The 13,724-nt window shown below is 38.6% G+C and carries 8 protein-coding genes; all 8 read right to left on the reverse strand.

Annotated elements, in window-relative coordinates:
- Nucleotides 1-4 precede the first annotated feature (4 nt).
- Nucleotides 5-2,533: a TonB-dependent receptor gene (locus tag B9Y87_RS11130; protein ID WP_085499036.1), complete on the reverse strand. Its 2,529-nt coding sequence runs from the start codon at nucleotides 2,531-2,533 to the stop codon at nucleotides 5-7.
- 171 nt (nucleotides 2,534-2,704) lie between these two features.
- Nucleotides 2,705-4,342, reverse strand: a complete 1,638-nt coding sequence (gene pgi, locus B9Y87_RS11135) for a glucose-6-phosphate isomerase (protein ID WP_085499037.1) — start codon at nucleotides 4,340-4,342, stop codon at nucleotides 2,705-2,707.
- Nucleotide 4,343: 1 nt separating this feature from the next.
- Nucleotides 4,344-5,612 (reverse strand): peptidoglycan DD-metalloendopeptidase family protein, encoded by a 1,269-nt coding sequence (locus B9Y87_RS11140; RefSeq protein ID WP_085499039.1) that lies wholly within the window; start codon nucleotides 5,610-5,612, stop codon nucleotides 4,344-4,346.
- Nucleotides 5,613-5,619: 7 nt separating this feature from the next.
- A complete protein-coding gene (locus B9Y87_RS11145; protein WP_085499041.1) occupies nucleotides 5,620-6,579 on the reverse strand; it encodes a tryptophan 2,3-dioxygenase family protein in 960 nt (319 codons plus the stop codon).
- 1 nt (nucleotide 6,580) lies between these two features.
- Nucleotides 6,581-7,408: a DUF3108 domain-containing protein gene (locus tag B9Y87_RS11150; RefSeq protein WP_085499043.1), complete on the reverse strand. Its 828-nt coding sequence runs from the start codon at nucleotides 7,406-7,408 to the stop codon at nucleotides 6,581-6,583.
- Nucleotides 7,409-7,835: 427 nt separating this feature from the next.
- Complete coding sequence (gene hppD, locus B9Y87_RS11155) at nucleotides 7,836-8,978, reverse strand: 4-hydroxyphenylpyruvate dioxygenase (RefSeq protein WP_085499045.1); 1,143 nt, start codon at nucleotides 8,976-8,978, stop codon at nucleotides 7,836-7,838.
- 249 nt (nucleotides 8,979-9,227) lie between these two features.
- A complete protein-coding gene (locus tag B9Y87_RS11160; protein WP_085499047.1) occupies nucleotides 9,228-11,483 on the reverse strand; it encodes a patatin-like phospholipase family protein in 2,256 nt (751 codons plus the stop codon).
- A 17-nt stretch (nucleotides 11,484-11,500) separates the two neighbouring features.
- Nucleotides 11,501-13,288: an excinuclease ABC subunit UvrC gene (gene uvrC / locus B9Y87_RS11165; RefSeq protein ID WP_085499049.1), complete on the reverse strand. Its 1,788-nt coding sequence runs from the start codon at nucleotides 13,286-13,288 to the stop codon at nucleotides 11,501-11,503.
- Nucleotides 13,289-13,724 lie beyond the last annotated feature (436 nt).

Here is a 13,724-nt window from a genome sequence, read left to right on the forward strand (position 1 = left end):
TCTTTTAGAAATTAACTTTTAAACTTACACTATATGTTCTGCCAAAGCCGTAATAAACCAAAGCGGTAGATGCGGTTCCATCAATATCGTTTGCATCGGACACATACTCTGTGTTAAAAACATTGTTGATTTTCCCGTTTAAAGAGGCATCAAAGGGCCCTAGGTCAAAACCATGAAAAACTCCAAGATCGAATAGCCCATAAGAGGGTACTTTCCAGGTATCCGGCAAATCCGAACTACCTCTATTAGTGACATCATAATCAGCGTACATATCCCCAGCAAAGTTATAATCCACATAAATCCTGGAATTATCTGCCAATTTGTAATTAGCACCTAGAGCAAATGTTGTTTGGGCCGAATTACCAACTTTTAGGTCTTTGGCAAAAACTTCAACGGATTGAACTACAGTGCCCTCTTCATCCAATACGTCTGTGGCTACATTGCTTTTCCATTGCCAATCTCCAATAGATAACATTCCAGTAAACCTTAACCTATCGGTAAAGTTATAGACAAAATCCAATTCAACTCCTTGATGCAGGGCATTCATTCCCAAAATATTGTAATAATATCTATTGTTATCAGTGCCTGGTATACCTCCAGTAATGGCCTTATCCAGCCATGAGGTCCTGTACAGGTTAATATTTGCAGATAAGTCCGAACTTCTATAGCCGTACCCCAATTCGGCACTGAATACTTTCTCATTGGTGGCCTTGTCATTTATAGCTGTAGTATAATCACTTTCAAAAACAGCTCCGTCCATAAATGGCGCTTTGGAAAAGTATCCAATATTCGCAAAAACATTATTATTGGCGTCCCAGTTATAATTGGCCCCTCCTTTTATTCCGAAACCAGTGAAGCTTGCCGTGTCCGATTCCCTATTGGGGTCATCGGCCTCGTAACGCATATAATCTACCTTACTATAGGCAGTTTGGGATATGTCTCCAGCAAGAAATACATTGATATCCTCATTCACCTCATATTCTGCTTGCGCAAAAACGCCACCTCTTAGTACTGTTCCATCAAAATCCTTATTATATCTATCACCTACTTTCAAAGCTTGATTGAAGGTAACATCCGCACTATTTGTGTCGATATAAAAATCGGCCCCTAAAAGATCAGTAATTTCATACCAATGGGATCCAACATAATACCTAGCATCCAGTCCTCCGGAAAGAACCAATTTATCTGAGTAATGATTTTTAAAGGATGACAATACCCCATACCACTTATGCGTGTTAAAGGAAGCGGAAATGATATCTGTGGCACCGTTGGCACCGTTGGCCATGTTCTCTTCAACAATTTTATCAAAATCTATTGGTTGGTCGGAATCACCTAAGCGATATGCATTATCACCAATTTTGGAGCCGGCATCCCTTCTACCTCCACCGTTACCAAAAGAGGCATATACAGCAGTAGATAGCACGGTATTCTCACTAACTTCCCAAAAATGATTGATTGCCATTTGGGGTTTATGATAAAAATTATAAGATTGGTGATAAACTTCTCCGTTCTTATACCCCCAATCCGGGTTGAACTTTTTTGGTCCCGATTCAGTGGCCCTATATTCGGCAATGGTCCTTCTGTTAAAGCGTTGGCCATGTTCCTGTTGTGCGCCAAATGCCGTGAAAGACAATCTGTGATCATCATTAATTTGTTGCGATAAGCTGGCGAAGTAGTTATACCCGGAAAATTCTGTTCCGTCTACGTAGCCGTCACCTGAAATTTTTGAAGCTGAAACGGTAGCTGCGAAACCTTTTTCCGACAAACCTGTTGAATAGGTCATTCCATATTTTAAATACCCATCATTTGATATTCCGGAATATACATTTCCACCTTCAATCGCCTCTGAACTTTTGGTTACAATATTGATTGTTCCCCCTATGGACGGTACGGCCACCTTGGAAGCACCAAGACCTCTTTGAACCTGCATTGAAGAAGTTACATCACCTAGTCCGGCCCAATTGCTCCAATATACCGCTCCGTTTTCCATATCATTAACAGGAACACCATTGATCATAACGGCGATATTCTCGGAGGCAAACCCCCTAAGGTTAATTCTACCGTCGCCATATCCACCCCCAGATTTGGTGGCGTATACCCCCGGTGTGGCTTTAAGCACCTCGGGAAATTCTTGAGTACTTAACTTTAAGGCTATTTCTTCCGACTTTATGGTAGAAACGGCAACAGGAGTTTTCCTATCAACTGCTACATTGGCAATTACCAAAACCTCCTCCAATCCAACGGAGCTGGTCTCTAATAAAACGATCCCCGAATTGGCAGTAGATGCGGGAACCTCTTGGGTAACATACCCTATATAGGAAATAACCAAGACGGCATTTGGATCATCAATCACAATGGAATACTTTCCATCAAAATTAGTCATCACACCCTTGGTTGTACCCTTAACCATTATATTGGCCCCAGGTAGGGGGTCGTTAAGGTCTTTGTCCAAGACCGTACCGGTAATTGTTTCCTGAGAAATCCCGATTGCCGCTATTAGAAATGCGACAATAGCAAAGTACTTTTTTTTCATCTTTCTAAGAGTTAATTAGTTTTAATAATGGCTGCAAAAATGAATATTTTTTTACAACAATACATTACTATAATGTTAAATTAGTAGAAGCAAAATTAACATTAAATAGCTTAATAACTCCTGAAATACAGTAAGTTAATACCGTTTATTTGGAATTGGCAAAATTGCCAATTATTTCTTAAATAAATGTAAAAGATTTAACGTAGAAGCATCATGATTCGCAATAGTGGACCCTTCAATATCGTTCAATATGGCATTTGCCAATTGCTTACCCAATTCCACTCCCCACTGATCGTAGCTAAAAATATTCCAAATTATGCCCTGTACAAATATTTTATGTTCGTACATGGCAATAAGGGATCCCAGACTTTTGGGGGTCAGCTTATCTATTAATAAGGTATTGGTGGGTTTGTTCCCTTCAAAAACCTTGAATGGCAGGATTTCCCCTATCTCCTTTTCCGAAAACTTATTATCTTCCAATTCCTTTCTAACCTCATCAGCCGTCTTTCCGTTCATTAATGCCTCTGTTTGTGCAAAAAAGTTGGCCATTAATTTATTGTGGTGGTCCTTGTCTCCATGCAAGGAATACTTAAACCCGATAAAATCGGTCGGAATTAATTTAGTTCCCTGATGGATCAATTGAAAAAAGGCATGCTGAGAATTAGTTCCGGGCTCTCCCCATATAATGGTACCTGTTTCATAAGATACCCTATTTCCATTTCTGTCAACACTTTTCCCATTACTTTCCATGATCCCTTGCTGTAAATAAGCTGAAAATCTGCTTAAATATTGGGTATAGGGAATAATGGCTTCTGTCTCGGCCCCGTAAAAATTATTATACCAAATACTTATAAGTGCAAGGATTACGGGTATGTTTTCTTCAAATTGAGTGGTTGCAAAATGTTGGTCCATTTCATTGGCGCCAGTTAACATGGCATCAAAATTTTCGTACCCCACCGCCAAGCCAATAGATAATCCAACCGCACTCCACAATGAAAACCTACCACCTACCCAATCCCACATAGGGAATACGTTATCTGCATCAATCCCGAATTCCGAAATTTTCTCAGCATTGGTGGAAACCGCGGCAAAATGTTTGGCTACATCTGCCTGGGTAGCGTGTTCCAAAAACCATTTTTTTATGGTTGTGGCATTGCTTAAAGTTTCCTGGGTAGTAAACGTCTTGGAAACCACGACGAACAATGTTGTTTCAGGATCTAAACCCTTAATGGTTTCGTAAACATGATCGCCATCAACATTGCTTACAAAATGCATTTTTAAATGGTTGCAATAAAATTTTAAAGCTTCCACTACCATCGCCGGACCAAGATCCGATCCACCAATACCAATATTAACTACATCGGTAAAGGCCTTTCCGGTAAATCCGGTTTTAGACCCTGAAATAACGGAATCCGTAAAGGTTTTTATCTTTTTTTTTACCTTGTAAACTTCTGGGACAATGTTTACACCATCTACCATGATGACATCCGATTCTTTTGCCCTTAATGCCGTGTGAAGAACCGCCCTTCCTTCTGTTTTATTGATAATACCGCCTTCAAACTGTTTCTGGATAGCATCCTTTAAACCAACCTCATTTGCCAATTGCAAAAGAAGTTGAAGGGTTTCGTGGGTTATCCTATTCTTTGAAAAGTCTACAAAAAATTCATTCCAGCGAATGCTGAGGTTATTAGCCCTATCGGCATCGTCGGAAAACAAGTCCTTTAAGGAAAGATTAGTATTCTCTTTATAATGATGTGAAAGTTTTTTCCAAGCTTCTGTTTTGGTCGGGTCGGTATTCTGTAAAGCCATGTTATTCGTTGAGTGTTAGCAAATCTTCTTCTGGTAATTCTATGTATTCAATACAATCCAATTGACTTTTCTTAGGCCCTACAAAATTCAAATAAGCAGTTTTTAGGCTATCCGCAATAGGTTCGGCAGCTGGTAATTTTTCCTTTAGCGGATCTACCTGTTGCCCATTTTTCCAAAAACGATAACATACGTGCGGACCTCCGGTATTACCCGTCATTCCTATCCAACCAATAACATCGCCCTGCTTTACAAAATCACCTTTCTTCACCTTCTGGTTCTTCATATGCAAATACTGGGTACTATAAGTACCATTGTGCTGAATTTTGACATATTTACCATTGCCACCTCTCCTAGTAGACTCTGTAACGGTACCGTTGGCGGTAGCTAGGATAGGGGTTCCAATAGGAGCGGCATAATCCGTTCCCTTATGTGGTCTTACCTTGTATCCATAATAGGCAATTCTTCTGTTTAAATTATATCTGGAGGATATTCTGCTGAACTGAACAGGCGACTGTAAAAATGTACGTCTAAGGTTTTTGGCCTGATCATCATAATAGTCATTGATGTTTTTGGTGGAATCTGACACAAAATTAAAGGCGTAAAACGGTTCTCCGTTGTGTTCAAAATAAGCGGCTTCTATACCGCTGGCACCAGCATAAATAGTATCATTGATATATTTCTCCTTATAAATAACCTTGAACCGGTCCCCTTTCTGAAGTCTAAAGAAATCTATGGTCCATGCGTAAATTTCAGATAAACTGTTGGTAACGTTGTAATCAATACCCTGTTTCAAAATTGCTTCGGACAATGAAGATTCAATAATTCCAGAGGCTTCGCGCTCCACATATTTTACCTTTTGCTTTTTTCTATAGGCTAGGACACTGTCCCTAAAATCGACCACCGTATAGTTAATGGGATCATTTTGATAGATAAAAACCTGAGCATTGTTGACCGTGTCCTTGGACTTCAAAATAAGATAAGGTTTGCCAACAACAATTTTCCTAACATCGAAAGTATCGCGGAAATGTTCCGATACTCTTGCAATCTTTGGGTATTCCACGCTATTTCTCAACATTAGCTCACCAAAGCTATCCCCATTTTTGACGGTGTCGCGCAAGACTTCAAAATCGTCCAGATTAAAACCGAATTCTTTTACCACTACAGGTTTCTCTATGGTTACCACCTCAGCTATTTCGTCTGTAACCGGTTTATCCTCCTTACAGGAAACAATAAATAATAAACTAAAAAATAGGCCCCAATATTTTTGCATTGTTATTCTATACTTTTTCTGGGTTAAAGATATGGTCTACCCATTGTTTTCCCCAATTATTTAACTCTTGTTTTGTATACAATTCTGGAAAAAATACAACTTTCTGGAAACTTGGAGGCAAATATTCCTTCCAATTTGTTCCGCCGGTGGCATCAATTTGCGCATTGTCTTTGGTCAAATAACGGTATGCCGACCCCATGTGCATAAGAGGCCAATTTATGTTGGCATTTACGTCTAAAGCTTTTAACGCCTCAACCAAGGTTTTATTATCCTTACTTTTTTGTGGTAACTGCTGGTATTTATGATATATAGTACTGTTCTTTACTTCATTTGCTATACGTATCAACCTAGGCGTGTAGCGATATTCGAACTGCTTTAAGGTCAAAGTTTTCTCACCTGTAACCACATCCGTAGCTCCTTTTTTCCAATATATATGCTCGTACAAATCCTCAATAGAATTTTTTGAGGAAAAATTATCCCGTTCTGAGAAATGCACAAGATTCTCCATAGGGGTAGCATAAAGCTCTATCATCCTGTATTGGGCGGACTGGAAGCCACTTGCCGGAAGCAGCGCCATTCTGTACTGCATAAATTGTTCCCGCTGCATACCTTTTATCATAACACTGAAAGAAGATATCAACACTTTGTAGTAACTATTGATCCGATCTGCCTTCTCAATAAAAAAGTCAACATCCTGGGTCTTATCGTCAACAATCTGTTTTTGCTCGTGTAGGATAAGCTTAAAGTACAATTCGGTAATCTGATGGTACATTATAAAGATCTCCTCGTCCGGAAAATGTGTTCTGGGCACTTGGATACTTAGCAAAGTATCCAGATGGATATAATCCCAATATGTGAGATATCGCTGATATAATAGACCGTCCAAATAAGAGCTTAAGTCTTGTCCAGAATCCTTGTATTTTTCTTCTAGTTTGGAAATCTGGGAATCAATATGCTCTTTATTCATTTTAATCCATTATTATTTTAAATTGATGTTTGAGTCCGTTGTATCCGTCCAAATCGGCCTTTATGGACCCAACACTCAATTCTGCCTGTATCCTTATGGGAATTCTATTATTGTCATTGGAAACCCAAAGGGATAAACTTTCCTGTTCCTTGAATACCCGTCCGGATTGTACATAGGGCCTAAATTTCAGACATTCGACCTTCCCGTACTTAGTTCTTAAAACCTCCTTACCCAAGTATTTAAGTTTAAACTTAAAAACCCCGTCATCATCGTATAAAAGATCCAATTCTATGGACTCGCCCTCAACCAACTCCTCTACTTTGTAGTTGTTACGGAGAAAATAAAAGGCCGACACCAAATCCTGAATACCCTCTTGAATGGTAAAATTAAACTTTTTATCCTTTTTTTTATCGTTTAAAACCGCAATATCCTTCTCGTGGTCAAAATTCACCTCAATATCCTTGGTATATCCGCCTTCATCAATTTTTCTGATAAATTTATAGGGCTTGCCATCCTTTTTATCAAAAAAACTCTCATAAGTGTCATCCACCTTAAAAAATATACTGGCAAAACCGGTAGTTTTACCGTTCCCCACCACGTGATATACCGGAACACCGTCCAATTCATGTGATTTTACCTGCAAGGTGGCGTAGCTGGCATTTAGGAATCCGTAATGAATCCTAAACTTTAGCCATTCACCAATTTTAAAAGCAGATGTATTTTCTGTATTTTCCGGCAAATGAAGGTTGCCATCGTTTTCCAGTTGTTGAACCTGGGAATTGATAGTAAATCCAAAAATTAATACCAGTACAATGCAAATCTTTCTCATCTGTTTAAATTCATCTAATTACAGCAGGCATTAATGTACTTTCTGCCTATTCAATACATAGGCGCTCTTGATGGTAATGGCCAAGGCCATAAATTGCAATAGCCTATGTGACACCTTATTACTTCTGTAAAATTAATAAAAACGATTTTACTTTTCTTTTATTTGATATTAGTAAACAAATTTTGTTCCAAAATTTTGCCCACAAAAAAAAGCCCAGTCGTAAAACTGGGCTTTTCCTAAATAACCAACCAAACTTTAAATTATGAAAAACCAATACTTAAAGTTGTAAGGGAACCACCCCTTACGAGGACAAATTTAATACAAGATTCGCTTTAAAAATAGGATTTAACTTACTTTAACGATTCTATTAACACAATTTAATAATAAGGCATCCAAAATTGGCAAAAAGTTAAGAAAAGGACCTTTTTTATAAGGTTCCTCGTGACTCTTGTTCCCGCTCTATTGCTTCGAACAACGCCTTAAAATTTCCCTTCCCAAAAGATTTTGCACCCTTCCTCTGGATTATTTCAATGAACATGGTAGGCCTGTCCAAAATAGGTTTTGTAAAAATTTGGAGCAAATATCCCTCATCGTCCCTATCTATTAGTATTCCCAGCTCACGTAAAGGCGCCAAATCCTCATCTATAGTACCTACCCTATCCAATACATCCTCATAATAACTGGATGGTACGTTAAGAAACTCGACACCCCTATTTTTTAGGGCGCTCACGGTTTCAATAATATTGTCGGTTGCCAATGCCATATGCTGCACCCCTGCACCGTTATAAAATTCTATGTACTCTTCAATTTGCGATTTCTTTTTTCCGTCCGCCGGCTCATTTATTGGAAATTTAATCCGCCCATTTCCATTGCTCATTACCTTGCTCATTAGAGCGGTGTATTCCGTTGATATATCTTTATCATCAAAGGAGACCAATTGGGCAAAACCCATAACTTTAGCATAGAACTGGCACCATTTGTTCATTTCGTTCCATCCTACATTGCCTACAATGTGGTCTATATACTTTAACCCAACATCGGTAGGCTTATAAAAAGGACTCCAAGGTCTAAAGCCTGGCATAAATGCGCCCTTATAATTTTTGCGCTCCACAAAAACATGAACAGTTTCCCCATAAGTATGGATACCGGAGGTAACTACTTCCCCCTGTTTATCCCTTTTTGCCCTGGGCTCAAAGTAGCTTTCGGCCCCACGCTTCATTGTTTCCACGTAACTCTCCCTAGCATCATCCACCCACAATGCAATTACCTTTACCCCATCGCCATGGGCATCTATATGTCTATTGATATCCCCCCCGGATTTTAATGGTGAAGTCAATACCAGTATAATCTTGTCCTGTTGTACCACATAGGAAACCCTATCTTTTAACCCTGTTTCCAATCCCGCGTATGCCACGGGTTTAAACCCCCATGCAGCCATGTAGTAATAGGCGGCCTGTTTTGCATTGCCAACATATAATTCTATATAATCTGTGCCAAGCAGGGGTAAAAAATCCTGAGCCTCCAGATTTTCCTTTGTTAATTTTAATGAGGTTTTATCGGTAGTTGCCATAGTAATAGATTTTTGAATTGATTTAATACATTTTTGGCCAAGTCCTTAGCCAATATATGAAAGTTGCCCAAACAGCAGAAAACGAAACTTGGAACAATTCCAAATCGCCTTAAATCACCACATTGCCCTTAGATGGGCGGAAATATCAATCCTAAATTGTAGCATGATCAAAATCCTGTTTAACAAATATCGGAATTATTGTTGGCTTAAAGTGTTAAGAGCTTGCCATTTGATTTCCACTGACACCTCCTAAAACCAATATCCAATACTAAAAAAGAAGTGGTTTTCCTTAATTTCGGGGGAATAGGAATAGATCACTTGAATTGGCCCTATAAAGGATTCGAACCCATAACCCAGAGCATAGCCGGAATACTGGGGAGCTTTGAACCAATCGGCCGTTCTAAATAGGTCATCGCCCACATTGGCCAAATTGGCAGCCATCAATATATGATTTTTTGGAACAAACTCGTAATCCAGTCTGCCATATGCCTTAACATAACTGTTGCCTACCAAACTTAAGAAATCGTAACCGTAGAACGGCACTACATTATTTACCATGTGGTTTCCATATCCTCCCAAAATAAAATCGAGGGAGGTAACAGGGGATATGCCCCATTTAAAGCCCCCTTCCGTCTCCAAGTTAAGGTACAGGTTTTTGGCTAAGGAAAACGCTCCGCCCATTCTGGCCTTACCAATAGAAAATTCCTTGAAATTATCATTAAAATCCGATGATAGGATATAAAAATGAAAATCCCCGTCGAAGAATAGTCCTTTGGTAGGAAAGTAAACATCATCATAGGTGTCAAAGGTAAGCTGTCCGTAGGTACTGTAATAATTACTTTTTTCAAAATAGGTCCTCTTATTGACTGAAGGGGAAGTACTAATGGTATCTATCTGCCCCAAGGTTTTGGTACTATATTTCAGCAATTTATGTTCCAGCCCAATAGTAAAGGCAAATTCCTCTTCTATAACGGTTTGTAAATACACCTGATTGGTCAGATCCGAAGCACTTAGGTTAATCTTCCTTATATTGGAACTATTATCGACATCAAAATTCGATTTTATCAGGTCAAAATTTATTTCTTTATTAAAATCGTCGAATCTGGAATTAACCCCAAAACTCCAATAAAAACCCTTGTCCACATAATATTCCAAATTGTACCTTAGATTATCCCCTATGATAAAATCTACCGAGGCCACATCATCATCCATAAATACATTCTTTCTGGTCAGATTAACAATGCCGGCACTTTTATAGAGATCATCAAAATGAACCCCTAGACGAATGAACATCTTATCCGGGTTTTCCTTTACATTCAACAGCAACTCTACCCCTTCCCCATTATTGAGCAATTCATATTTAATGGCCCTAAAGTTTCCTGTAGCTGACAAATTGTTGATTCCCTGTTGCAATTTATCAAAGGTTATTTTGTCGTCCACATTAAATCTCAGCTTACCCCTAATATAGGCCCTGGAATAATTATAATTTCCCTGTATCGTCAATTCATTGACCAATAGGGTATCCTTAATTTTAGCAGCTTTGATCTTAGGCTTCAAAATTTTGCTCCCCTTGGTAATTTTCAGTAATTCTCCCATATGCAATCTGGCTGCCTCCTCACCTTTATTAATGATCACATTGCCCATATCAAAATCGATTACCGAATAATCCTTGATATCCGGTGTGATATAGATATCGGTTTGGGCCGATTTCGTTTGCATATCCCTAACCGTTCTGTAATTATTGATTTGCAGTAGAATTTCCGTAGCACTCAACAAAGATTCCCTATCGGACAACCCATGCTGTACATCCACACCAATAACCACATCGGCACCCATCTTCTTCAATTCACCAATAGGATAATTATTCACCACGCCACCATCAATCAACACCCTACCATTGATCTCAACGGGCCTAAAAAGTGAAGGAAAAGTACCACTGGCTAAAATTGCCTCTGGCAAATACCCCTTATCCAACAATATCTGATCCCCGGTCTCCACGTCAGTGGCAATACATAAAAATGGAATGGGCAGCTTACTAAAATCATCTACATCCTTAACATGGTACAACAACCTAACAAACTCGTTATAAATACTTTGCCCGCCCGATATGGCCTGGGGTATGGAAATTTTAAACTTGTTGAACGGGAGCGTTAAGGCATATCTTTCCGAATCTTCCTTCTCATAAAATGTTTTGGCACTTCTAGGCACGTTATCCTGAATCAATGACTCAAAATCTGTATTCTTAAATATAGAATCCAATTCGTTCGCAGAATACCCTGACGCGTAGAGTGCTCCAACGATGGCACCCATACTGGTTCCGGTTATATAGTCTATTTTAACCCCTGCCTCTTCAATTACCTTAAGGGCACCAATATGCGCCAAGCCTTTAGCACCACCCCCACTCAAGACCAGACCAACCTTTAAATCCTTGTTTTCCAATGGTTCCTGGGAAAGGATGAGCAACGGGAAAATCAATACACAATATATAAGAAGCGGCTTCAACATAAAGTTAATACAGTGTTTTAATGAAAGGTTTCATATATTTTCTTGGCTTTGGACATTCCAATGGTTTGGGCCAAATTTTCCAAGCTGGCCTCTTTTATTCTTTTTACGGATTTATAGTTTTTCAACAACTCTTCCACGGTTTTATTCCCTATGCCATCAATACTTTCCAGTTCAGAATTAATGGCGGCCTTACTTCTCTTGTTTCTGTGAAAGGTTATTCCAAATCTATGGGCTTCATTTCGCAACTGCTGAATTATCTTTAGCGATTCGGACTTTTTATCCAAATATAAAGGAATGGGATCTTCCGGGAAGTAAATTTCCTCCAATCTTTTAGCAATACCTATTATGGCTATCTTCCTTCTTAACCCAAGGGAATCCAAACTTTTAAGGGCAGATGACAGTTGGCCCTTACCGCCATCAATAACAATAAGTTGCGGTAATGGCTGGTCTTCCTCCAAAAGTCGCTTATAACGCCTAAAAACAACTTCTTCCATGGAGGCAAAGTCATCCGGACCTTCTACCGTCTTGATGTTATAATGCCGATACTCCTTTTTTGAAGGTTTTCCATCCTTAAAAACAACGCAGGCTGCCACAGGATTGCTGCCCTGAATGTTGGAATTATCAAAACATTCAATATACCTAGGCTCCATAGAAAGTCGCAAATCCTTTTTCATTTGCCCCATTATCCTGTTGGTATGCCTATCCGGGTCAATAATCTTTATCTGCTTAAACCTATCCTGTCTAAAGAATTTAGCGTTGCGTTCGGATAGCTCCAAGATCTTTTTTTTATCTCCCAGTTTAGGAACTACCACCTTTAGGTGCGATTCCAAAGTAACCTCAAAGGGAACGTAAATTTCGTCTGAATGGGAATTAAAACGCTGCCTAATTTCGGTAATTGCCAATTGGAGTAAATCTTCATCAGTTTCATCCAATTTCTTCTTGATTTCCAAGGTATGACTACGTATAATGGAGCCATGGGACAATTGCAGAAAATTTACATAAGCAAAAGCCTCATCGGAAACTATGGTAAACACATCCACATTATTGATCTTAGGATTTACAATAGTGGTCTTTACTTGATAATTTTCCAGTACCTCTATCTTATCCTTAACAAGCTGAGCCTCTTCAAACTTCATCTCCTGTGCCAGCAATTTCATGCGACTTTTAAAATAGTGGAGTGATGACTTGAAATTACCTTTTATAATCTCCCTTATCTCCTGTATTTGCCGGTTATATTCCTCCTCCGTTTGATACCCTTCACAAGGCCCCTTACAATTTCCCAAATGGTACTCCAAGCAAACTTTATATTTCCCAGCGGCGACTTTATCTTGGGCAAGATCATAGTTGCAGGTCCGCAGTGGGTAAACACTTTTTATCAAATCCAACAGGGTATGAATGGTTTTCATACTTGTATACGGTCCAAAATACTCCGATCCATCCTTGATAAATTTCCTGGTAGGAAAGATTCTTGGGAATTTTTCATTTTTTATGCAAATCCATGGAAAAGTCTTATCATCCTTGAGCAAAACATTGTACCTAGGACGATATTTTTTAATTAGATTATTTTCCAGCAATAGGGCATCGGACTCCGTTGGCACCACTATGTGCTTAATACTTCTAATTTTCTTTACCAGAACACGGGTCTTTCCTTGCTCGTGCGTTTTATTAAAATAGGAACTAACCCTTTTTTTTAGATTTTTAGCCTTGCCAACATATAAAATCTTGTCCTCCACATCATAAAACTGATATACCCCGGGAGTGGCAGGAAGCGAACTTAACTGTACTTCTATAGGTATATGGGACATGTATTCAGATAAATTTTTTCTTTAAAAAGGAAAATTACAGTGTTTTTCCCAAAGGACACAAAGATTATAGTTTTTTAACTACGCTACTGCAATCTCATAGTAAAATTATGAAAACCTCCCAATTTTATAATGGCATTCCTCGAGCAAAAAGCAGGACTTCCTTTAGTCTAAATCCAACATTTCATCCAATAAAATTCGATAAGTCAAAAAAAATTATCGACCAAATACACAGTTGCCCAAATTTAACGTTATCGTACACTATTTTATAACACCCTGATAAACAATATTTTACAAAAATATTACAGTAAACTTCAATTAACAAATAATTCAAAAACCAAAATATTTGTTAAAAATGATGTATTTCATCGATAAAACGATACCCTTTATGGAGCTTTTTATATTTTTTTAATTATATTTAGAAAATTAAATTATTTAA

This window comes from Arenibacter troitsensis (assembly GCF_900177645.1).
GTDB lineage: Bacteria > Bacteroidota > Bacteroidia > Flavobacteriales > Flavobacteriaceae > Arenibacter > Arenibacter troitsensis.